This window comes from Streptomyces sp. NPDC045022 (assembly GCF_056432605.1).
In genome coordinates, this window is the sequence record NZ_JBWKIR010000007.1 from 318,398 (window position 1) to 341,059 (window position 22,662).

Annotated in this window: 20 protein-coding genes; 11 read left to right on the plus strand and 9 right to left on the minus strand. The window is 70.6% G+C overall.

Annotation, left to right across the window (positions count from 1 at the left end):
* Positions 1–11: 11 nt before the first annotated feature.
* Complete coding sequence (locus tag AC07C1_RS16135; RefSeq protein ID WP_478939394.1) at positions 12–1,061, minus strand: MupA/Atu3671 family FMN-dependent luciferase-like monooxygenase; 1,050 nt, start codon at positions 1,059–1,061, stop codon at positions 12–14.
* Positions 1,062–1,109: 48 nt separating this feature from the next.
* The gene (locus AC07C1_RS16140; protein ID WP_478939396.1) at positions 1,110–7,298 is read right to left on the minus strand and encodes an amino acid adenylation domain-containing protein; all 6,189 of its coding nucleotides are present in this window, start codon (positions 7,296–7,298) and stop codon (positions 1,110–1,112) included.
* A gap of 377 nt (positions 7,299–7,675) precedes the next feature.
* On the opposite strand from AC07C1_RS16140, the gene AC07C1_RS16145 reads away from it, so the two are divergent.
* Positions 7,676–8,884, plus strand: coding sequence for an MFS transporter (locus AC07C1_RS16145; RefSeq protein WP_478939460.1), 1,209 nt, complete (start codon positions 7,676–7,678; stop codon positions 8,882–8,884).
* 96 nt (positions 8,885–8,980) lie between these two features.
* On the opposite strand, the gene AC07C1_RS16150 is transcribed toward AC07C1_RS16145, so the two are convergent.
* A complete protein-coding gene (locus AC07C1_RS16150; protein ID WP_478939398.1) occupies positions 8,981–9,877 on the minus strand; it encodes an LLM class flavin-dependent oxidoreductase in 897 nt (298 codons plus the stop codon).
* A gap of 14 nt (positions 9,878–9,891) precedes the next feature.
* On the minus strand, positions 9,892–10,206 hold the full coding sequence (locus AC07C1_RS16155; RefSeq protein WP_478939400.1) for a Rid family hydrolase: 315 nt from the start codon (positions 10,204–10,206) through the stop codon (positions 9,892–9,894).
* A 445-nt stretch (positions 10,207–10,651) separates the two neighbouring features.
* On the opposite strand from AC07C1_RS16155, the gene AC07C1_RS16160 reads away from it, so the two are divergent.
* Genes AC07C1_RS16160 through AC07C1_RS16170 form a run of 3 tightly spaced genes read left to right on the plus strand, consistent with a single transcriptional unit; the run spans position 10,652 to position 12,950 of the window.
* The gene (locus AC07C1_RS16160; protein ID WP_478939401.1) at positions 10,652–11,470 is read left to right on the plus strand and encodes an L-tyrosine 3-hydroxylase; all 819 of its coding nucleotides are present in this window, start codon (positions 10,652–10,654) and stop codon (positions 11,468–11,470) included.
* Positions 11,471–11,498: 28 nt separating this feature from the next.
* Positions 11,499–12,518: a class I SAM-dependent methyltransferase gene (locus AC07C1_RS16165; RefSeq protein ID WP_478939403.1), complete on the plus strand. Its 1,020-nt coding sequence runs from the start codon at positions 11,499–11,501 to the stop codon at positions 12,516–12,518.
* 15 nt (positions 12,519–12,533) lie between these two features.
* A complete protein-coding gene (locus tag AC07C1_RS16170; protein WP_478939405.1) occupies positions 12,534–12,950 on the plus strand; it encodes a cupin domain-containing protein in 417 nt (138 codons plus the stop codon).
* An 86-nt stretch (positions 12,951–13,036) separates the two neighbouring features.
* Here the strand turns inward: AC07C1_RS16170 and AC07C1_RS16175 are convergent, their stop codons facing one another.
* Positions 13,037–14,134, minus strand: coding sequence for a branched-chain amino acid aminotransferase (locus AC07C1_RS16175; RefSeq protein ID WP_478939407.1), 1,098 nt, complete (start codon positions 14,132–14,134; stop codon positions 13,037–13,039).
* A gap of 95 nt (positions 14,135–14,229) precedes the next feature.
* Between AC07C1_RS16175 and AC07C1_RS16180 the strand changes: the two genes are divergently transcribed.
* The 3 genes from AC07C1_RS16180 to AC07C1_RS16190 are packed head-to-tail and all read left to right on the plus strand — an operon-like array spanning position 14,230 to position 16,762.
* Complete coding sequence (locus tag AC07C1_RS16180) at positions 14,230–14,457, plus strand: MbtH family protein (RefSeq protein ID WP_478939409.1); 228 nt, start codon at positions 14,230–14,232, stop codon at positions 14,455–14,457.
* Positions 14,454–16,250: a gamma-glutamyltransferase family protein gene (locus AC07C1_RS16185; protein WP_478939410.1), complete on the plus strand. Its 1,797-nt coding sequence runs from the start codon at positions 14,454–14,456 to the stop codon at positions 16,248–16,250. The genes AC07C1_RS16180 and AC07C1_RS16185 overlap by 4 nt, the downstream gene beginning before the upstream one ends.
* A 23-nt stretch (positions 16,251–16,273) precedes the next feature.
* The gene (locus AC07C1_RS16190) at positions 16,274–16,762 is read left to right on the plus strand and encodes a VOC family protein (RefSeq protein WP_478939412.1); all 489 of its coding nucleotides are present in this window, start codon (positions 16,274–16,276) and stop codon (positions 16,760–16,762) included.
* Positions 16,763–16,806: 44 nt separating this feature from the next.
* Here the strand turns inward: AC07C1_RS16190 and AC07C1_RS16195 are convergent, their stop codons facing one another.
* Complete coding sequence (locus tag AC07C1_RS16195) at positions 16,807–17,547, minus strand: LuxR C-terminal-related transcriptional regulator (RefSeq protein ID WP_478939414.1); 741 nt, start codon at positions 17,545–17,547, stop codon at positions 16,807–16,809.
* A gap of 387 nt (positions 17,548–17,934) precedes the next feature.
* On the opposite strand from AC07C1_RS16195, the gene AC07C1_RS16200 reads away from it, so the two are divergent.
* The 4 genes from AC07C1_RS16200 (at position 17,935) to AC07C1_RS16215 (ending at position 20,955) form a co-directional block, all read left to right on the plus strand.
* Complete coding sequence (locus AC07C1_RS16200; protein WP_478939416.1) at positions 17,935–18,087, plus strand: hypothetical protein; 153 nt, start codon at positions 17,935–17,937, stop codon at positions 18,085–18,087.
* A gap of 172 nt (positions 18,088–18,259) precedes the next feature.
* Positions 18,260–18,772, plus strand: coding sequence for an LmbU family transcriptional regulator (locus AC07C1_RS16205; RefSeq protein WP_478939418.1), 513 nt, complete (start codon positions 18,260–18,262; stop codon positions 18,770–18,772).
* 16 nt (positions 18,773–18,788) lie between these two features.
* Entirely contained in the window at positions 18,789–19,859 is a 1,071-nt protein-coding gene (locus AC07C1_RS16210) for a methyltransferase domain-containing protein (protein WP_478939419.1), read from the plus strand.
* Positions 19,860–19,887: 28 nt separating this feature from the next.
* Entirely contained in the window at positions 19,888–20,955 is a 1,068-nt protein-coding gene (locus AC07C1_RS16215) for a prephenate dehydrogenase (RefSeq protein ID WP_478939421.1), read from the plus strand.
* 86 nt (positions 20,956–21,041) lie between these two features.
* On the opposite strand, the gene AC07C1_RS16220 is transcribed toward AC07C1_RS16215, so the two are convergent.
* The 3 genes from AC07C1_RS16220 to AC07C1_RS16230 all read right to left on the minus strand — a co-directional run.
* Complete coding sequence (locus tag AC07C1_RS16220) at positions 21,042–21,968, minus strand: hypothetical protein (protein ID WP_478939423.1); 927 nt, start codon at positions 21,966–21,968, stop codon at positions 21,042–21,044.
* A 199-nt stretch (positions 21,969–22,167) separates the two neighbouring features.
* Positions 22,168–22,440: a hypothetical protein gene (locus AC07C1_RS16225; protein WP_478939462.1), complete on the minus strand. Its 273-nt coding sequence runs from the start codon at positions 22,438–22,440 to the stop codon at positions 22,168–22,170.
* A 29-nt stretch (positions 22,441–22,469) separates the two neighbouring features.
* The coding region (locus tag AC07C1_RS16230; protein WP_478939425.1) for a phosphopantetheine-binding protein at positions 22,470–22,662 on the minus strand (193 nt) is incomplete at its 5' end.

Consider the following 22,662-nt stretch of genomic DNA (forward strand, 5'->3'; position numbering starts at 1 on the left):
CTCTCCGCCTCTCAGTTCTCTTCGGATGTTTCACGGAGCGCGTTCAGATACCGCAACCCGCTCAGAACGGTGTTGGTGTCGATGCCGAAATCGATCAGGCAGGCGATCTCGTCCACGCCGATGCCGCGCAACCGCTCGACCGTGCCCGCCGCCTCCTCCACCGTCCCGAACAGCCCGCGCTCGTCGAAGTAGGTGTCGAAGGACTGGGAGACGAGGAAGTCGATGTCCTCGTCGTCCAGCATGTCGATGTCGAACTCCGGGTCCAGGGCGCCGAACGACCGGGTGATGAGACCGACCGAGCTTCTGAGGTAGTCGCGCAGCGGTCCTTCGACGATGCTGCGCACCTCGTCCCGCCCCGGCCCGAGGAAGGTGTGCAGCATCAGCACGACATTCCCCTCCCAGCCGTCGTGGGTCTCGCGTGCCGTCCGCCGGTACTCGCCGATCTTGGCAGCGAGTTCGCCGACGTCCTGGTGCAGCAGATGCGTCAGAACTCCGGCCCGCGCGGCAGCCGCCGTACGGAACGTGTCCACGTCGCCGGCGCTGGTCACCCACAGCGGCAGCTCCCGCTGCACCGGCGGCGGGAAGATCCGCACGGTGGCCGGGGCGCCGTTGCCGTCCACCACCTCGTGGGCGTCTCCCCGCCACAGGCTGCGGACCTGCTCGATGCTGTCGAGCATCGCGCGCTTGCGGTCGTCGTACGGCACCCGGCTCAGCGCGAAGTCCACCGCATGCCAGCCGGAGGCGAGGGACACCCCGGCCCGGCCGCCCGAGAGGTTGTCCACGACCGACCATTCCTCGGCGATCCGCGCCGGATGGTGCAGGGGGGAGACGACGCTCCCGGCCCGGATGGCGATGGTGCTCGTGACCATGGCCAGTGCCGCTCCCAGCACCGCCGGGTTCGGGTAGAGCCCGCCGAAGGAGTGGAAGTGGCGTTCGGGTGTCCACACCGCGCGGAAGCCGTGCCGGTCCGCGAAGCGGGCGCCTTCGAGCAGCAACTCGTACCGTCCGGCGTCCCGGTCCTGTGCGCTGTCGTCCGCGAAGTAGAAGAGGCTGAAGTCCATCGGGAACCCTTGTCGGTGGTGGTCTGTCAGTACGGTGGGCCGGTGCCGTCAGCCGCGGGGGCGCATCCGGCGCAGGGGCGCTCTCGCCTTGCCGGCCTCCGCGAGCCTGGGCGCGAGCTCGGCCACCGTGGGCGCGTCGAACACCGTGCCGACCTGGATCTCGACCCCCAGTTCGGCACGGATGCGGCTCACCAGCCGGGTCACGAGCAGCGAATGGCCACCGAGTTCGAAGAAGCTGTCGTCGATGCCCACGGCGTGGGCCGGTCCCGCGGGGCCGAGCCCGAGAACGTCCGTGTACATCAGGCACAGCGCCGTCTCCCGCGGGGTGCGCGGCCGACGGCCGGCACCGGTCCGGGCGCCGCCTCTCGGGGCGGGCAGTGCGGCGCGGTCGAGCTTGCCGTGGGCAGTCAGCGGGAACTCGTCGAGGACGACGATCGCCGACGGCACCATGTACGCGGGGAGGTACGCGGCCGCCAGCCGGGCGACCGACGCGACGAGATCCGCGTCGCCGGAGGCCGCGAAGGGGACGTTGACATGAGCCTCGGGATCCGACAGCGGTTCGGTCCCCACCTCCGGCGGGCCGTCCTGATCCCCGGGGAAGAACTCGGCGTCGACGTGTTCCGGCCCGGCCTTCGCGGACCAGCGCAGGACCACCCGGCACCCCAGCTGCTCGCCGAGCCGCGCCAAGTCCTCCGGGTCCGGACCGGCGTCCGGTGACCTGCCCGACGCTCGCAGATCCGCGGCCAGCCGGGCATTGGGCACGCCGGTGACCCGGAGCAGTACGTCATCGCGCGCGCGGTTTCGTACGCCGTCAGCGATGTCACCGAGCGTGTGGACGTCCGCTCCCCACGCCAGTTCCACCACCGCACCGGTGAAGGGCCGTCCCTGGCCGGTCCGCAGGACGACGTCGTAGCGGTAGCGGGTCAGTTCGTTGTGGTGGGTTCCCCGCTTCACCCGCACGTCGCAGGTCGCGAAGAGCGGCGGAGAGCCGTCGTCCGCAACCGTCAACGACCGGAAGAACTCCGGGTCCACCAGCAGCTCCGGCTCCATGGACATGCTGCGCGCCGTGGCCCGGCGGTGCTCCGCGCCACCCGGCACGACTCCGGCCTCTCGGGCCGCGACCGCCGAGTGGAAGCGCTCCATCAGCCCCAGATGCCGTACGTCGCCCACGAACACCGAGCCACCGGGTGCCAGAGCTGCCGCCGCCTGCCTCAGCACGCGCGCGAGATGACGTCCGCTGGGAAAGTACTGGGCGACGGAGTTGATGACGACCAGGTCGAAGTACCCCTGCGGAACGCCCTCGTCGTCGTCGGCCGGCTGACTGCGCAGGACGACCCGGCCGGCGAGTTCCGGCCGCACGTCCACCTGCCGCCGCAGCCGCTCGATCACCCGGGGGGAGAGGTCGAGCGCCCAGTAGGCGTCGGCCTCGGGCGCCAGCCGGGCGAGCAGCAGACCACTGCCCACGCCCAGTTCGAGCACGCGCCGGGGCCGCAGGGCGCGGATGCCGCGCACGGTCTCGTCACGCCACTCCCGCAGCTGCTCGAGCGGCAGCGGACCGCCGTCGTATCCGCTGTGCCAGCCGGTGAAGTCCTCGCCGAAGGCGGCCGACGTACGGTCGGTGGGCACCGCGTCATGGACGCGCCGCCAGGCGGCCACACGGTCCCCGTCGCCTGCGCGGCCGCCCCCGGACGGGGCGGGCGGCTCCCGGCGGACGTAGGCGACGAGCCTCCGGTCACCGTCCTGGTCCTCGTGCACGGTCACCGCGGCACCGGAGACCTCGGGGTGGCCGGCGAGCAGCTCCTCGATCTCGCCCGGTTCGATCCGGTGACCGCGCACCTTGACCTGGTGGTCCGCGCGTCCGGCGAACTCGAGTTGCCCGGAGGTGTTCCAGCGGGCCAGGTCACCGGTGCGGTACATGCGCGTCCCGGCCGGGCCGTACGGGTCCGCGACGAAGCGCTGAGCCGTCAAGCCGGGCCGGGCGAGGTAGCCGCGGGCCAGCCCCGCCCCGGCGATGTACAGCTCGCCCACCACGCCGGCCGGGACCGGCCGCAGGCCGGCGTCGAGGACGTACAGCCCTGTCCCCCGGATCGGTCCACCGATCGGCGGTGTACCGGTGCCCTGGGTCAGGGGCCGGCTCATGGTGGCGCAGACCGTGGTCTCCGTCGGCCCGTACGCGTTGATCAGGGTCCGGCCGGGAGACCAGCGCCGTCGTTGCTCAGCGTCGAGGGCCTCACCCGCGGCGACCAGGACGCGGACGCCCGGGAGAGCGTCGGGCGGCAGGGCGCGCAGCACCGACGGGGGCAGGGTGAGATGGGTGACGTGCTGCTCGCCGACGAGGCGCTGCAGGTCCGGGCCGGGCAGCAGGGTGCGGGCGGGCGCCAGGACGAGCGCGGCCCCCGCGGACAGTGCCATGGCCAGTTCCCAGAAGAACGCGTCGAAGCTGGGAGAGGCGAACTGCAGGACCCTGCTGTCGGCGTCCACCGCGAGGGTGCCGCGCTGATGGGCGGTGAGGTTGGCGAGACCGGAGCCGGTGACGACGACTCCCTTGGGCAGGCCGGTGGATCCGGAGGTGTAGATCACGTATGCCGGGAGGGCTCCGTGCGTCCGCCACGCACCGGCTGTCGGGCTCGCCGACGGGGCGCGCCGCAACGCAGCGAGGGTTTCCGGTTCGTCCAGGTTCATCCGGGGCACGGCGGTCCCTGCCGGAAGGACCGTGCCGCACTCCGCGAGCAGCAGTGCCGGGGCCGCGTCGCCCAGGATGTGGGTGATGCGCTGTGCCGGGTAGCCCGGATCCACCGGCAGGTGGGCGGCTCCGGTCTTCATCACCGCCAGGACCGCGACGACCAGGTCCACCGATCTGTCCAGCGCGGAGGCGACCACTGTTTCCGGCCCGGCACCCCGGGTGGCCAGCACATGGGCCAGCCGGTTCGCACGGGTGTCGAGCTCCGCGTACGAGACCCGCTCCGCACCGAACACCACGGCCGTGGCATCGGGAGCGGTCTCGGCACGCTCCTCGAAGAGTTCCAGCAGCGGCCGCGCCGGGGCGCCCGAGGCGTCCACCGCGACGAGCATGCGGTCCCGCTCCTCGCCGACGGCCAGGTCGTACCGTCCGATGGGCAGGTCCGGGTCGGCGACCGCGCTCCGCAGCACACGGAGCAGCCGTGCCAGGAGGGTTTCGGCCGTACGGGCGTGGAAGAGGTCGGCGGAGTACTCCAGTCTGCCGTGCAGGCCCGCGGGAGCACCGTCGTCGTCGTGCCGCTCGCCGACCGACAGGGCGAGATCGAACTTGGCAGCGGCCGGTGCGATGTCCTCGGCGCGCATGACGGTGTCTCCGAACTCCCAGTGGGCGCCGGCATTGTTCTGGAACGCCAGCAGCACCTGGAAGAGGGGTTGACGGCCGGTCACCCGCACCGGGTTGAGTGCCTCCACGACGTGGTCGAACGGAAGGTCTCGGTGGTCCAGGGCGGCCAGGTCCGTGGCGTGCACCCGGCGCAGCAGGTCGCGGAAGGACGGGTCGCCCGACGTGTCGGTCCGCAGCACGAGGGTGTTGACGAAGTAGCCGACGAGATCGTCCAGCGCCGGGTCCTCCCGGCCGGCGACCACCGTGCCGATGGGCACGTCCGCCCCGGCGCCCAACCGGGTCAGCACGGCCGCGAGTCCGGCCTGGACGACCATGAAGAGCGTGCAGTCGTGTTCCCGCGCCAGGGTCACGAGCGCGCGGTGCAGCTCCGCCTCGCAGTCGAGGGGTACGGACCCGCCGCGGTGGGTCGCCTTGGCGGGGCGGGGCCGGTCGGTGGGCAACGGCAGGGCTTCTGGGATCCCCTTGAGGGTGTGCGTCCAGTACGCCAGCTGCCGTGTGCCGAGACTGTCCGGGTCGTCGGGTCGGCCGAGCAGCCCGCGCTGCCACAGGGCGTGATCCGCGTACTGCACGGTCAGCGGCGGCCAGTCGGGACCGGCACCCGCGAGACGTGCGCGGTAGGCCGTCGCCAGGTCGGCCGCGAGCGGACGCAGGGACCAGCCGTCGGTGGCGATGTGGTGCATGACAAGGAGCAGGACGTGGGTGTGGGGAGCGAGCACGAACAGCGAGGCCCGGAAAGGCGGTTCGGCGGCGAGATCGAACGGTGCGGCGACGGCGGCGCGCAGGGCCCCGGGCAGCTGCGCCTCCGTCGTCCGGTGCACGGGCAGTTCGAGGCGGACCGCGTCGGGGGCGAGGACGTTCTGGTACGGCTCGCCGCCGTGGTCGGGGAAGAGCGTGCGCAGGGGCTCGTGGCGGGTGACGACGTCCCGCAGCGCGGCCTGCAGCGCCGTGCTGTCCACGGGGCCGGTGAGCCGGAACGCGACCGGCTCGTTGTAGGTCGGGCTGGGGCCCTCCAACCGGTCGAGGAACCACAGCCGGCGCTGTGCCCAGGACAGCGGCAGTCGCTCCGGCCGCGGCAGCCGCCGCACAGCGGGCCGTTCCGCACGGGAGTGGGCGTCCGGGCGGAGGCGGCAGGCCAGCAGCGCGGGAGTCGGTGCCTCGAAAACGTCACGGACCGCCAGCTCCTCGCCCGTCGCGGCCCGGACCCGGCCGACCAGACGCATCGCGAGCAGCGAGTGCCCGCCGGCATCGAAGAAGTTCTCGTCGGCCTCGACGTGGTCGCGGCCGAACAGCTCGGCGAACAGCCCGCACAGCAGTCGCTCGGCCGCCGGCCGCGGTCCCGTCGGCGCGGGCTCATCCGGAGCGCCGGGGCCGTGGTCGGGGGCCGGAAGGGCGGTCCGGTCGATCTTTCCGCCGGCGGTGACGGGAAAGGCGTCGAGCAGCACGACCGCCGAGGGGACCAGCGCGGCGGGCAGCCGGCCGGCGCAGTGCCGCAGCAGCTCCGGAGCCTGCGGTGCGGGAGCGACGGTCGTGACATGGGCGACGAGACGCCGCTCCCCGGTCCCGTCCTCGCGGGCGGTGACCACGGCCCGGCGGACGGCCGGATGCTGGGCCAGGACCTGCTCGACCTCCCCCGGCTCGATCCGGTGGCCGCGCAGTTTGATCTGGTCGTCCACCCGGCCCAGGTAGGCCAGGTGCCCGTCGGGAAGTCGGCGGACCCGGTCACCGGTGCGGTACATCCGGGTCCCCGCCGGGCCCCAGGGGGCGGCGACGAACCGCTCGGCGGTCCGGCCGGGGCGGCCCGCGTACCCGAGGGCGACGCCGTCGCCCGCGAGGTACAGCTCACCGGGCTCGCCGTCGGTCACCGGCTGCAGCGCGTTGTCGAGGACGTGTGCGCGCACGCCGGGCAGGGGTGAGCCGATGTGGGACACGGGGCCGATGACGGGTGCGGTGGTGGAGTCGACCGTGCACTCCGTCGGCCCGTACAGATTGACCGCGCTGACCCGGCCCCTCTCGGCGAGCTTTGCCAGGTCCGCCCACATGGCCGGGGACACGCTCTCCCCGCCGAGGAAGAGCCGTAGTGGAGCGGCGTCCTGGCCCTCCTGGACGACGTACGGGCGCAGAACCTCCCAGTGGGACGGGGTGGCGTCGAGATCGGTGGCGTGCTGCTCCCTGAGGAAACCGGCGAGCAGCCGCGGATCCGCGCGCAGTTGGTCGGTGGGCAGGAGCAGGGTGTCGCCGCGGCAGACGCGGGCCCACTGCTGGACAGACGCGTCGAATCCGAGGCCCGCGTTCCACACCACGCGAGCGGGCGCCGGGGGATAGACGCCGCTGCGCTCCAGCGCGTGGACGAGGTGGGCGGCGTTGCGTCGGGTGACTGTCACTCCCTTGGGACGGCCGGTGCTGCCCGAGGTGTGGACGATGTACGCAGGCGCCCCGTCCGGCACCTCGGGCTGCGGGCCGGGCGCGTTGTTCCCGGCGTACCGGTCGAGGACGTGGGCGAGGTCGAGGTGGCGCATGCCCTCCGGCCAGTCGATGCCGGCCTGGCCCGCGGTGAGCACCATGCACGCCCCGGACTCCTCGGCCAGCAGCCGCAGTCGGTGCGCCGGATGGGCCGGGTCGAGCGGCACGTATGCCGTGCCGGCTCGCCACGCCGCGAGCATGGCCACTACGAGGTCGGCTCCGCGGGGGAGGCACAGTGCGACGGCCGAACCGGGCTGTGCCCCTGCGGCACTCAGCGCCCGGGCCGTCCGCTCCACCCGGGTGCGCAGTTCGCCGTACGTCACCGACTCCGACGGCGTGACGACGGCGGCCCGCTCGGGGTGCCGGGCGGCTCCGCGCACGAAGCGCGTGAGGAGGTCGAGCGCTCTGGTGACCACGGAGAACTCCTTCCAGGGGGCGGGGGATGTGTCGGTGCTCCGGCGCTGACGACCGAATGGGGTGCCGAATTCCATTTGGCCGGATTCGTCCTCGAATGGATGGACCATCCGAAAGTTGACCTTCCCGTGGCCGTGGTGCATGGGCGATGAGCGCCGGAAGAGTCCGATCGGCACCGGCGGAAAATGGACACCCGGGATGCTCTGGCCGCGATTTCGCACCGGCTCGCGTGAAATCGGCGCAGTCACACTTATTCTGAGGCGCATTCAGAAAACAACCGCGCTATAGAGTCCCGGAGGCAGCGCTGGAATCCGCCACGCCCACTGTCGCACAGTCCGCGAAACCCCAGGGGCTTTCTCCGCACTGGAACTTCCGGCTGCTGCTGATCGGGGAGACAACCAGCAAGCTGGGCACCAGCGTGACGTCCGTCCTGCTGCCGCTCATCGCCGTCACCACGCTCCATGCCTCGCCGTTCGTGATGGGTCTGCTCACCGCCGCGCCCTGGCTGCCGTGGCTGATCATCGGACTGCCCGCCGGCGCATGGGTCGACCGTCTTGCGCCGCGCCGGGTGATGCTCGTGTGCAACACGGTGTCCGCAGTGGTTTTCGCCACCGTGCCGGCCGCCTGGTGGCTGGAGGCCCTGACCATCTGGCAGGTCCTCGGGGTGGCCCTGCTGTCCGGTGCCGCCTCCGTCTTCTTCTCCACCGCCTACTCGGCGTACCTGCCCTCGCTGGTCGCCACGGCGGACCTGATGGACCGCAACGCGAGACTGCAGGCCGGCGAGCAGGCCGCCAGGGTCGCCGGTCCCGGTCTCGGCGGGTTGACCGCCCAGATCCTGGGCAGCGTCCCGGGCCTGTTGCTCGACGCGGCGTCCTTCGTGGTGTCGTCGCTCTGTCTGACGGCCATCCGCCCCGGCGGAGCGCGTCCCGTCAAAGGACCCCGGCGGCGGTTGAGCCGCGAGATCTCCGACGGCCTGCGCTTCGTCTTCGGTGATCCATGCGTCCGGGCGATCACCGTGTTCGGCGCGGCGGTCAACCTCGCGCTGGCCGGCCTTCAGGCCGTCCAGGTCGTCTTCCTCGTACGGACCGTCGGAGTCGGCTCCGGCACGCTCGGCTGGCTCATGTCCTGTGGCGGCCTGGGCGGTGTGCTCGGTGGCTTGCTGGCCGGCCGGCTCACCCGGCGTCTGGGCACGGCACGCGCGCTGCGCACCATCCAGCTCGCAGCCTCGCCGTTCGGCCTGCTCGCCGCGCTCGCCGATACCGGGCCGAGGTTGGCGTTCTTCGTGCTCGGGTCGATCGTGATGCTCGCCGGCGTCGTGGCCTGCAACGTCATCATCGTCAGTTTCAGGCAGGCGTACTGTCCGCCCGACCTGCTCGGACGCGTCACCGCGACCACCCTGTTCCTGAACTACAGCACCATCCCGCTCGGCGCTCTGCTGGGGGGCGCACTCGCCTCGCTCCTCGGCCCCCGGTGGACCATGTTCATAGTGACCGCCTCGCTGGTGGCCGCGGGTGGATTCCTGCTCGTGACTCCGCTGCGCCGCCTTCGCGACCTGCCGGCCCCGCCCGCCTCCGGCCGACCTGACTGACCCGCGGCACGAGCGCCCCGGGGCGCTCCCGGAGCGCACCGGACGCCGAGGGCCCCAGGGAGTCCCGGAGCCCTCGGCGTGTGGTGCGGCTGCCCCTCACAGGCCGCGGACGTCCGCCAGGGCCTCGTCCGCGATGCGGTGCAGGATGTCGGGGTCGGCCGCGTAGATGCCCTGCTCCCGCGGGGCGTGCAGTACCAGGTGGGTGATCCCCGCCTTCGCGTACCGCTCCGCCTGCGCCCGGAAGGCGTCGGGGGAGGACAGGAAGTCCCCCGCGGGCGGCGTGACCACGAAGATGCGGTCCATTTCCGCGAACTCCCGGCCGTGCCGGGAGCACGCCTCACGCAGCGCGGTGACCTGGGTGGTGACCGCGTCGAGACACTCCTCCGGTGTGAAGCCCTTCGCCCAGTTCCTGGGGCCGGTCGTCACCCACGCCTGGCCGTGCCGGGCGGCGAGGTCGAGCCCGCGCGGTCCGCCGGCGGCGATGGCCAGCGGCAGCCGGGGTCGCTGGATGCAGCCGGGGATCATCCTGGCCTCGTACGCGGAGAAGTGCTCGCCCGTGAAGGTCGTCACGTCGGCGCGGAGCAACCGGTCCGTCAGCTCCACGAACTCCGCGAACCGAGCGGCACGCTCACCCGGTGTCAGGTCCTCGCGGGTGAGCACGTGCGAGTCGCCCGCCCCGACCGAACCCGCCCCGACACCCAGGACGAACCGCCCGCCGGAGATGTCGTCCAGGGCGACGGCATCCTTGGCCGCCGTCACCGGGTGCCGGAAATTGGGGGAGGTCACCATGGTGCCCAGAGTCACCCGGTGGGTGACGACCGCAGCGGCGGCGAGCACCGGAAAGGTGGAGAACCAGGCCCCGTCCTGCAGGCTGCGCCAGGACAGATGGTCGTACGTCCAGGCGGAGTCGTAGCCCAGCTCGTCGACGCTCTGCCACAGTCGCGCGGACTGGGCCCAGCGCTTCTCCGGAAGGATCATCACTCCCGTGCGCATGGCCGGCCCCGCCCTCAGCCGACAGCGTCGGTGACGACGGCGTCGGCCTCGATCTCCACCAGCAGCGAGGGGTGGGCGAGGGCCGACACCTCCACGATGGTGCTGGCCGGCCGGATGTCCCCGAAGTACTCGAGGTGGACGGCCCCGATGGCCTCCAGGGCGCTGATGTCCGTGACGTAGAAGCGGGTGCGCACCACGTCGTTCAGACCGGCGCCGGCGTCCTCGAGCGCACCCTGGATCCGGCGCAGGCACTCGGCCGACTGCGCGACGATGTCCGACCCGCCCACCGGTCCGCCGGGTGCGGCGGCGGTACAGCCCGCGACGGTCACCCAGGGGCCTGTCCGGACGGCGCGAGAATATCCGAATATTTTCTCGAAATGGGTTCCCGCGGCAATGAGGGTGCGCTGCGACAAGGTATTCCTCCTCTTCTGGGAAAGCAGGGAAAGGCTAGCCGACCGCGGGCGCCGGATCCGGGTGCTGTCCCGCCGGCGAGACAGGTCGGCCGACAACGCACAGGGGAACTTCCGGCCGGTAGGTTGAGTCGCGATCCCGCGCCAAGCCTTATGTCCCCCAAAATGTCGGAGTTCTTCTACCACCCAGAAAGCACTCATGAATTTCTCTGATGCAAGAGATCTCTCGACCGCGTCACCGAGGTCGGGTAATTGGGAATATGGTGGCCATCTCTATGGCCTGGAGCCGCTCGCTCTCCCCGCGAAGTGGTCGCAGTGGACCACCGCTGAGAGCTCCTCCCGGAACAACGCCGCGGAGATCCCGTTGGGGGGTTCCGCCGTGTGGGAGTACGACGCCGAGAGCGCGGCCGCGTTGCGGCCGGCCGACGACTCGGAGATGGAGCGGCTGTTCTGGTTCCGGTGGATCACCGGTCATCAGACGACGTTCGTCGTGTGGCAGCTCCTGGCCGAGACCCTGCACCAGGCCCGGTTCGCGGACAACGGCACCGCCGCCGACGAACTCGCCCGCAGGGCACGCCACCTGGTCCGTGCGTACTCCCTGATGCTGCTGTATGCGAGCTCCCCACCGCAGGATGTGTACGAACGGGTCATCAGGGACCCCATGGCACGCCTCCATCCCAACCTCAGCGGCGCCTGGGCTCGCGACTACGCGGACGTCCGGCCGCTCATCCGGGGCAAGACCAGCCTGGGCAGCCAGCTGGAAGCGGCCGAGCTCTCCCTGGAGTGCCAGCTGAACGAGCAGATCCACGAAGGCATAGCGGCGCGGGTCGTGCCTTCCGGGGTGTCTCTGCTGCTCTCGCCGAAAGCCCGCCAGCAGACGCGCCAGCTCAAGCGGGAGACGCTGCTGTGGTTCTACGACGGCATCTTCCTGACCAGCAGGGCGCCTGTGCCACGCGACACGGTGGTACGCCAGTTCATCCGGCGGGTCCACGCGATCCTTCTCGACATCCGTGCCAACGGGCTCTACCCGCTCCGCGATCCGGACGCCGCACCCGAGCCCCCCGAGCTCATGACCGACGGCGTCCTGGCGCTGAAGGACTCTTTCGCCGGAGCACTGCTCGAACTCGTCGATCTCGCGTGCGTGCCGGCGGCCGAGATCGGCCAGCCCGTCTCCGCCTCCTGAACCGACACTCGAAGAAACAGGTGTTCGCATGACTACAGCCCCAGAAGCAGAGCAGTCGGCAGCCGAGGCCCAGTACTGCGCCGACACGTTCAACGGGGCCATCGCCTCGGCCGCGCTCAGCGCGGCGTGGGAGATCGGCCTGCTGGACGAGCTGGCCGTGAAGCGCCAGATCGACATAGCGGAATTCGCCCGGGACCGGAACGCCCACCCCGAGAGCGTCCGCGCTCTGCTCGTGGCCCTCTCCGCCCGGCGCATCGTGTCGCTCGACCCGCTCCGTACGACGGCGTTCACCGACATGGGCTTCGAGCCGGCTTTCAGCACCAAGGGCTTCTTCTACTGGCTCACGCGGGGCTGCGGTGAGCTGCTGACGACCCTCCCCACCAAGGTCGTGAACGAGGACAGAAAGGGTGACCACGTACGCCGGGACGCCCGCGCCATCAGCGTCGCCTGCCGCAACATCGCCCGGAGCTTCTTCGACCCGCCGTTCCGGGATCTGATCCGTGACCTCGACATCGACACGGTCGCCGACCTCGGCTGCGGCAGCGGCGACCGGATCGTCATGCTGGCCGACATGCGGCCGGAGATCAGCGCGATCGGCATCGACGTGGCAGAGGGGGCCATAGCCGTCTCCACGGACGCGGTCGCCGAGGCCGGACTCGCGGACCGCATCACCCTGGTGCAGGACGACGTGCTGGACCTGACCCCGCGACCCGAGTACCAGGACGTGGACCTGGTCACCTGCTTCCTGATGGGGCACGACTTCTGGCCCCGTGAGAACGCCGTGCAGACCCTGCGCGCCCTGCGTGAGACCTTCCCCAACATCAAGAACCTCGTCCTGGGCGACACCTGCCGGTCCACCGACGTGCACGGACCCGAACACCCCATGTTCACGCTCGGCTTCGAAACGGTGCACGCGGTGATGGGCCAGTACCTGCCGAGCCTGGACGAGTGGGCCTCGACCATCGAAGAGGGCGGCTGGCGCATCGCCGACCGCCGCATGATCGACCTCCCCGCCTTCAGCTTCATCTACCGCCTCACGCCGGCGTGACCACCAGGAGACACCATGACCACCGAAGCCGTTTCGCAGACCGGTCGGCAGCGGCCGCTCGTCGAGCAGGACCTGCCTGTCTTCCAGACGATTCCCGGTCACTACGACCAGACCCCCTTCTTCCTCACCAAGGAGATGCTCGGCGGGCAGCCCATCGAGATCGCGGGCGGTGAGATCAGCGACAAGGTCGGCAAGCCCGTCGCGGCCCCGCACACGCACGAGGTCCCGGAGATCTACGTCCTGATGTCGCCGGAGCCCGGCGGCGCGGTCATCGAGGTAGTGGCCGACGGCGAGACCCACGAACTCGTCTCGCCGGCCGTCATGCTGATCCCCGCGGGAACGGTGCATCATTTCGTCACCAAGAAGGCCCAGCCGGGCAGTTACTGCCTGGGAGTGCTGCTCACCGGCGACAAGTCCGTCGCCGCCGGCTGATCTCGCTCAGGACGAAGAGGCCCTCGGCGCCGAGGGCCTCTTCGTCCTCCCGGAGCGGCCGGACGACCTCTCCGGGACCGAACCGGTCAGGCGATCCGGGTCGTCCATCCGTACGGGTCGCTGCTACGGCCGTACTGGATGGCCGTGAGCGCGGTGCGCAGGCGCTCCGTCACCGGGCCCGGTCCGCCGTCGCCTATGCACAGGTCACCGATGGCCCCGCGTACGGCGCCGATCGGGGCGACCACGGCTGCGGTGCCGCAGGAGAACACCTCCCGCAGCCGACCCGAGGCGATGTCGGTCCGCCATTCGTCGACGCCATAGGGGCGCTGCTCCACCGTCAGGCCCTCGGCCCGCGCCAGTGTGATGACCGAATCACGCGTGACACCGGGCAGGATCGAGTCACTGAGGGGCGGTGTGAGCAGGGAACCGTCGTCAAACACGAAGAAGACGTTCATCCCGCCCAGTTCCTCCACGTACCGCCGTTGCGCGGCATCGAGGTAGACGACCTGGTCGCAGCCGGCCTCCAGCGCTCGCGCCTGCGGCAGCATCGAAGCGGCGTAGTTTCCGCCGCACTTGGCCGCGCCGGTGCCGCCCGGTGCCGCCCGGGTGTGGTCGTCGGAGATCCAGACGGTCATTGCCGCGGCCGTCCCCGTGAGTCCCCCGGCCACCGGGCAGGCGATCACGCCGAAGAGATACTCCCGGGCCGGGCGCATCCCGAGGTACTCCTCGGTCGCTATCTGGAAGGGGCGCAGATACAGGCTGGTCCCGGGCCCATCCGGCAGCCAGTCCAGATCCGTCGTGACCAGCTCCCGCACAGCGCCCAGAAACGCGCTCTCGGGAACGGCCGGCATGGCCAGCCGGTGCGCCGACTGCCGCAGCCGCCGTGCGTTGTCCGCGGGGCGGAAGAGCTGGGCACGGCCGTCCGGCCTGCGATATGCCTTGAGCCCCTCGAAAACCTCCTGGCCGTAGTGGAGAGCGGCGGTCGCCGGCGACAGAGGGAGCGGGCCGAAGGGCTCGATCCGGGCGTCGTACCAGCCCTCTCCCTCGGTATAACGGACGGTTGCCATGTGCTCGGTGAAGACCGTCCCGAATGTCGGGTTCTGTAGTCGCGCCCGTCGTTCCTCCGGTGCCAGCGGCTGCTTCGTCAGGTGCCGTGCGAAGACGAATTCCTCTGCGCTTTCCATGAGTTGCACCTCTGCGGATCGGCAAGAATTGGATGGCCACACGATATCGTCGTGTCCCGCTGGCGAGACGATGAGAAGGATGGTGGGCGGCAGCCATGGGAAACCCTTTTGACGACGAGAACGGAACCTTTCTCGTTCTCATCAACGATGAGATGCAGTACTCCCTCTGGCCTTCGTTCGCCGACGTTCCACAGGGCTGGCGTATCGCTTTCCCGGAGGACAGTCGGCAGAACTGCCTCGCGTACATAGAGGAGAACTGGACGGATATGCGTCCCAAGAGCCTGATCGACCAGATGGAAGCCCAGGGCGGTGTGTCGCGGTGAACGCAGGACGCCCGGAACTCAGCGGCACCTTCGGTGCCGTCTCCTCCACGCACTGGCTGCCGACCGCGGCCGCCATGTCGATTCTGGAGCGCGGCGGCAACGCCTTCGACGCCGCGGCCGCGGCGGGTTTCGTCCTCCAGGTCGTGGAGCCGCACTTCAACGGACTCGGCGGTGACGTACCGGTGCTGTCGTACGCGGCGGCCACCGACTCCGTCCAGGTCGTCTGTGGCCAGGGCCCGATGCCCGCCACAGCCACGGTCGAACACTTCCGGTCCCTGGGGCTGAGCCACATACCCGGCTCCGGACTGCTGCCCGCCGTGGTGCCCGGAGCCTTCGGCGCCTGGATGCGCACGCTGGCCGAGCACGGCACGCTGCCGCTCGACGACATCCTGGAACACGCCATCGGATACGCCGAGAACGGCGTTCCCCTGCTGCCCGGCGCGGCGGACGCCATCGATGTGCTCGCCCCGCTCTTCGCCGAGGAGTGGACCGAGTCGGGACGGGTCTACCTGCCCGGCGGACGCCCGCCGAAGGCCGGTGCGCTGTTCCGCAACCAGGCGCTCGCGGACACCTACAAGCGTCTGCTGAAGGAGGCGGCCGCCGTCGGCGGCGGGCGTGAGGCCCAGATCGAAGCCGCCGAACGCGCCTTCTACCAGGGCTTCGTCGCCGAGGCCATCGACGCGTTCGTCACCAGCACCGAGGTCCTCGACTCCACCGGGCGCCGCCACCGCGGCCTGCTCACCGGGCAGGACCTGGCCGACTGGCGCGCCACGGTCGAGCCGTCGCTGAGCCTTCCGTACGGCCCCTACACGGTGCACAAGCCCGGCCCCTGGTCCCAGAGCCCGGTCTTCCTTCAGCAACTGGCACTGCTCGACGGCTTCGACCTCGGCGCCATGGGGCTGGACAGCGCGGAGTACATCCACACCGTGATCGAGTGCTCCAAGCTCGCCTTCGCGGACCGTGAGGCGTGGTACGGCGATCCCGATCACAGCGACGTCCCGCTCGACACCCTGCTGAGCGCCGCGTACACGGCGGAGCGCCGGGCAATGGTGGAGGCCAAGGCAGCCGGAGTGCTGCGGCCCGGCTCCCCGGACGGACGCACGCCCGTCGTCCCTGAGCAGGCCATGGAGACCCTGCTGCCCGGAGGCGACTGGCGCGACCAGATCAAGAACGGCCTGCCCACCGTGGTCAAGGCCACCGCCGCCCGTAACGACACCTGCACCATCGCCGTGGCCGACCGCTTCGGCAACATGGTGGTCGCGGTCCCCAGTGGCGGCTGGCTCAAGAGCTCCCCGGTGGTGCCCGGTCTCGGCTTCTCGCTCGGTACCCGCGGCCAGACGATGACCCTGACCGAGGGCCACCCCAACTCCGTCGGTCCCCGCCGCCGGCCCCGCACCACCCTCAGCCCCACGCTGGCGCTGCGGGACGGCAAGCCGGCGCTCGCCTTCGGCACGCCCGGTGGCGACCGTCAGGACCAGTGGACCCTCGGCTTCTTCCTGGCCGTCGCCGACTTCGGCGCCGACCTGCAGACCGCGACGGAGACGCTGGCCTTCCACACCGACCACTTCTCCGCCTCGTTCACCCCGCACGAGTCCAGGCCCAAGGTGCTCGCCGTGGAGAGCACCTGCGATCCCGAGGTGGTGGAGGAACTGCGCACTCGCGGCCACCAGGTCGAAGTCGCGCCCGCGTACTCGCTGGGCAAGGTCTGCGCCGTCGGGAGCGACCAGGGACAGGGGCTGCTGCGAGCCGCCGCGAGCCCGCGCGGTCGACAGACGTACGCGGCATGCCGATGACCTCACCACCGAAGGATGCCGCCGTGCTCGACACCGTGCCCAAGCCCGTCCCGGCGCAGCTGACGCTCCATCACCTGGCCGTCCAGACCGCCGATCTCGATGCCAGCATTGCCTGGTACCGGGAGTTCCTGGGTGCCGAGGTCGCCTGGACCCTCGACACCTTCTCCGACCTGAGCACGGAACGGCTGCCCGGGCTCTCCGGCCTCGCGGAGGTCGTGGCTGGCGGGCTGCGGTTCCATCTGTTCACGCGCGGCCCGGAGCACGCCGCCGGGCCGCCGGCGGACACGAACCAGTTCCAGCACGCCTGCATCGAGGTGCGGAGCCCGGAGCAGCTGCGGGCGTGGCGTGAGCGCTGGACAGACGTGTACGAAACCGGCGGCTACACCTTCCTCCGGGACGTGCCGCCCACCGAGATCGTCGTCGACAGCGACGGGGTCGAAAGCTTCTATGCCTTCGACATCAACGGCCTCGAGTTCGAGTTCACCTATCTCCCGGGTGAGCGGACGACCTGATCCGACTTCGGTCGTGCGAAAGGCTCAGGGACGCGGCCGGCCCTTCAGGGAGCGCCGCCGGCGGCGTCGGGGTCGCCGACCGGGAGGAATCCGGAAGTGGCCAGCAGATAGCCGAGCTGCGCACGGCTTCCGCTGCCGAGGTGCTCCGACACCTTGCGTACGTGCTCCGCGACACTGCGACGGCTCATCCCCAGCCGTCGCGCGATGGATTCGTCGGTCTCCCCCGACACGACGGCCAGCAGGATCGTGCGCTGGATGTCCGACACGATGACGCGCGGTCGCAGCGCCGAGTCGGGGTCCTCCACCGGGATGCTGCGGTTCCAGTCGCGGTCGAAGGAACGGGCGAGGAAGCGGACCACGGCCGGATGCCGTACTTCGAGCGCCGCGGTGCCGCGGTCTTCGGACACCGGGATGAAGGCGACCGTGCGGTCGCAGATGATCAGTCGCTCGAACACCTCGGCCAGCGTCCGCACTTCCGCGCCGGCTCCGGTGATCTGGCTGATGTAGGCCAGTGTCGGCCGGTGGTGGCGGACCGTGTGCTGGTACACGGTCCGCTGCCGCGTCCCTCGGGCGAGCAGCCGCATGTCGCGCTCGAGCGCCTGGGCGAGATCGTCGGCTCTCCGGCCGCCACCGGGCTGGGCGGTCAGCAGTTCCTCCTGGCAGGTGTCCACCGCAGCCGCCAACGCGCCGTTGATGGCGGCTTCTCCGCGATGCAGCGTGAACGGCTGCTGCTCACCCCTTCGAGTCTCCGTGTAGACCTCTTCGAGCAACGCGAAGGTCGCCATGAGAGACCTCTCCTTCCCCCGCATGGCGGCCAGTTCCTCCTGCAAGGGCTGCAACACCGCGTAGGCCGCCGCCTGCGGGGGGACCGGCTCCGCGGTTTTCGCATCGTCGGGGCGAGGGCGCACGAGGCCCAGCTTCACCAGGCAGGCAGGCACCGATGGGGCCGCCGTCTCTCCTCTTTGCAGCGCCGATCGGTAGTGGCGCAGCGCGGCCGGGCAGATGTCCGAGCGAGTGGAGGTGTCGCATGTGTCTGGGTTCGAGCACACTTGATCGTCGTTCACAAAGGTGCACGTTACCTTCGTGCACCCGTTCCCCTCTCGTCGGTATGCGCAAGTGGCGGCAAGGATGGAGACCGCGCTGAAATAAAAACGCGAAGGGGGAACAAACTCGTGGTGCAATACCTCGGGAAAATTGTGGTTGCCGTGCTGGGTGTCGTTCTGGCGATTCTGTTGCCGGTGGCGCCGTCGTACGCCGAAGCGTCGACCGCCATCGTCAGGCAGCCCGCGGCAATGATTCTCTCGGACTCCGGCTGGGGACCGTGACTTCGTTCCTGGTAAGCCCGACGGAGAAACGCTGCAATCCAGGGGAACTGATCTGATGGCCACCCACCTTCTGAAAGCACACTCCCACGAAACGCGTTGCCAGCGGGAACGGGTTCCGGCAGATATCGCGTCCGGACTGCTCTCCGGTGAGATGTCCCTCTCCATGGAGAGAATGCGGCTGCGTCTCCCGGACAACCTTCCGCTGGACGAGTGGTGCCGCATCGGCGACCGCATTCTGTCGATCTCCGACTCCTCCGCCTGGTGGATCGGTGATTGGCTCGTCTTCGGACAGCAGAAGTATCGCGATCGGTATCAGCGGGCTATGCGGGAGACCCTGCTCGACTACCAGACCCTGCGCAACTATTCATGGATCGCCAGGAAGTTTCCGCCTGCCCGCCGACGCGAGAAGCTGACCTTCCAGCATCACATGGAGGTCGCCGGGCTGCCCGAGGACCAGCAGGACCACTGGCTGGACTTCGCCGAGCGCTTCAAGTGGTCGCGCAACGAGCTGCGCAGGCAGATCAAGGCGAGCACGACACCCGACGAGATCGCGCCCCGGACCGGCGAGATAGAGCTGAGTCTCCGGTTGGCGGAGAACCGCGTCCGGCGTTGGGAGAGGGCAGCTCAGCAGAGCAACAAGAGTCTGACCGACTGGATTTCAGCGGTGCTCGACAGCGCCGCCTGACGACGGAGACGTACTCATGGAAATTCGGAGTGGCTACTCGCAGTCCGCGCGGGCCGAGGTGGCAGAGCTGCGCGACGTGGAGCTGATCGACGTCTGGCAGCAGTTCCAGATGTCCACCATGCCGGACCTCATCAGCGCCATGCATCTGTGCCACGCCATTCACGCGCTGTCCGACACCGGTCTGCTCCAGCGGCTGCGCGACGGCCGCAACAGCGCCGGCACGGGTCTCCTGGACGGCATGAACCAGCGCATCGCCGCGAACGTCCTTCGCTACCTCGTGGTGCGGGGGCTGCTGGAGGAGTGGCAGGGCACCTACAGCCTCACCTACAAGGGCGAGCTGCTCACCTCGGAGATATCGCTCGCCCGGCTCGGCTTCTACGTGGAGGCCTACGGGCCGGTCACCCAGCGGATGAGCGATCTGATCACCGGCAAGGCGGTGTACGGCACCGATGTCCAGCGCAGCAACGGCCCCCTCAGCCGGCACTGCGGCACCGTCTTCGCGAAGTACTACACGCCGATCGTTCGGGAGGCGATGGCCGGCCGGGGGGCCAAGCGCATCCTGGATCTCGGCTGTGGAGCGGGCCAGCTGCTGATCGACGTCTGCCTCAGCGATCCCGAAGTGACCGGCGTCGGCCTGGACATCGCTCCCGCCGCCGTCGAGGTCGCCCGGGAACAGGCACGGCGCCACGGCCTGGAGGACCGGCTGGAGTTCGTGGTCGGCGACGCCTTCGACCCCGCGAGCTGGCCGGAGGTGTGCAACGGGGTCGAAGTCATCAGTGGCATCGGCGTCCTGCACGAGCACTTCCGGGACGGCGACCAGGCCGTCGTGGACATCCTCGACGCCTACGCCGCGGTCCTCACCGGCGAGAAGATGCTGCTGATCGGCGAGCCGGAGCCGTACTACGACGACCGGGAGAACGACTCCGACTTCTTCCTGATGCATGTGCTGACCGACCAGGGCTTCCCCGTCGACAGGTCGGACTGGGCCGACGTCATCGAGCGGTCCAAGCTCACCTGCCGGCGCGTACTGACCCGGGCTACCGCCGGTCCCCGCATGTGCTTCTACGACCTCGCCCCGCGAGGCTAGCCATGACGCGGTACGACAGGCAGCGCCCATGCGCTCCGCCCTCATAGTGGGAACCGGCGCGATCGGCACGTCGATCGCGCTGGCCCTGCGGGCAGGCGGCGTCGTCACCCATCTGCGGGACACCGATGCCGATGCGGCGCGCACCGCGGAGGATGTCGGGGCGGGCACCACCGCGGCCCCGGCCGGCCCCGTGGACGTCGCCGTCCTCGCGGTGCCGCCCGCCGCGGTGGCCACCGAATTGGCGGCCCTCCAGCGGGAGGGCGTCGCCCGGTGTTACACCGATGTCGCAGGGGTGAAGGCGCCGCCGAAACGCGAGATCGAGGCCCTCGGCTGCGACCCGACGTCCGTCGTGGGCGGACACCCCCTCGTGGGCAACGGACGTTCGGGACCACTCGCTGCCAAGCCCGACCTCTTCGATGGACGCCCCTGGGTGCTGGTCCCCACGGAGCGCACCGCCAACCGGTCGCTGAACATCGCGTTGGAACTCGTGTCCTTGTGCGGCGCCACCCCGGTCTTCCTGGACGCGGAGCGGCACGACCGGGCCATGGCACTCGTCTCCCACGCCCCTCATCTGATCTCCGCCCTGCTGGCCGGCCGGTTGCGTGACAGCGAGGCCTCCGCTCTGCGGCTGGCCGGGAAGGAGCTCCGGGACGTCACCCGGGGTGCGTCCGCCAGCCCGGAGGTCTGGGCGGACCTGTTGTCCGCCAACGCCACCGCGGTGGCGGAGGTGCTGGAGGCGTTCGCCGAGGATGCCCTCGGCACCGCCGCCGTGCTCCGCGCACCCGACGCTCCGGGGGCGGCGGCGCTGCTGGACCTCCTGCGCAGGGGAGCCCAGGGACAGGTCGCCGTACCCGGGAAGTACGGCGTGCCGGCCGCGTCCTTCGCCACCGTGGAGGTCGTGGTGGGAGACGAGCCCAAGGAGTACGCACAGCTCTTCGGTGACGTGGCGGAGGCTGGCGTGTCCATCGATGACATCGCCGTCGAACGCTCCGCCCACCTTGGTACGGCGCGGATCTCCCTCACCGTCCCGGTCGCCAACGAACCGGTGCTCGTATCGAGACTCAAACTGCTGAACTGGCCCGTCCGGGCAAGGTGACACCGCACGGCGCGCGCCGGATCGACATGCTCGATCCGGCGCGCGCCGTGCGGTGTCCTGCCGCGGTGGGCCGGCGCGGGCCCGCCTCACGCCGGCGGCGTCCGCGTCCCACCGGGTGTCGGCGGGTCGACGCCGTACCCGGTACCGGGTCGCCCGTCGAGCACCGTGCCCAGCGCCGTGGTGATCCACCGGGCGTGGTCGAGGGCCTCCAGGGCGTGCGTCACCGCGTCGGGGCCGGGCGTACCGTCCTGTCGCAGCGACCGGATGGCGGCCAGCCGAGCGGTCGCCGCGGCGATCACGCCGCCGCCCGGCTCGTGTCCTGGCCGTCGTCCCCGCGAGGAGCGGCCGCCGAGATCCATCGCCCGCAGGGCCGGCCCCAGTTGCTGCTGGGCGAAGAACGCCATCGTCCCCGCCCCGCGCACCTGGCTTTCCAGCGCCCTCGCGACCGCCTGGGCCCGGTGCTCGGTCCGGCCCTCCGCCTCACGCACCAGCAGATCGCCCTGCCGGGTCACCTCGTCGAGCAAGGCGGACAGCTCCCGCTGCGCGCCCCACAGCACATAGGGCTCGTGCAGCCGGGCTGTGGCGGACTCGCCGGGCGGGTCCGGTGACGGGTCCCGCACCACGAGCGCACGCAGCCGCACGGCGCAGCCCATGACCGTCTCGGTCAAGGACCGCAGTCGCAGATGGCAGTGGAGAGCGCAGGCGAGTTCCGCCTCGTCACCGCAGGCGAAATCTCGGACGAAGCCGGTGTCCCAGGGCACCGGGTCGACCCCGAGCCCGTGCAACACCTGGCCGGCGGGAGCCTGCTCCCAGCCGCTCGGCAGCCACTGCCACGCCAGGCCGTGGCCCGCACAGCCGCGTGCGGCATGGCCGAGGGGTGTCGTGCTCCGGCCAGGAGGCCACGGTACGACCGGTGTGTAGCCGTGGTTCCACTGCCGGGCGAAGGCGCGCCAGACGTCCGCCGAGGGCCCCGTCAGCTCGCCGGCCAACGCCTGCAGCCGTGACCACACCATGGTCCGGACGACCTCGGTCGGCAGGACACCCCTGGCGGCGGCCGGTGTGGGGCGAGCGACAGGCTCACGCGGCGGTCTCCCCTCGCAGCCGGCGGGCCCGAGCCAGAGGGCGGGGACGATCCTTCTGCCCCAGGCGGACTGCTCCAGGAAAGCGGCCACCGCGCACGGCGTGTGCGGGCCCGGAGCCCCCGGGGGACGGTCAGACGCCATCGTCACGGGCGTTGTACGCCTCCGCCATCGCCACGGCGATCCGCCGCGGCCCGGTGAACGGCGCGCGGCTGTGCGCCGTCAGCATGTCGTCGATGACCAGGACGTCGTCCGGGATCGGCGCGCCGTAGCGGTCCACCTCGCCCCGGTCCTCCGAGAGCGCCTTGAGGGCGGATCCGCGGAAGAGTACGGAACCGTCGGCCAACAGGTCGTCCCGCAACCCGCCTTCACCCTCGATCGTGCGTATGTGCCGCGTTTGTGGCATGGAATTTCTCCGGAGTTCTCGTTACCGGATCAGGCCGGTCCGTCGGTGCCGAAGTAGCGGGCGGCAAGCATGCGTCGTACATCTTCGATCGGCAGCCCCGTGACATCCGCGGTCACCGAAATCTCGACCCATTGGGCGAGTTGGTGGATGGTGGGGTTTTCGAAGAGGGTGCGTACGGGGCAGTTGATTTTGAAGGCTGTGGTGATTCTGGTGGTGATTTGT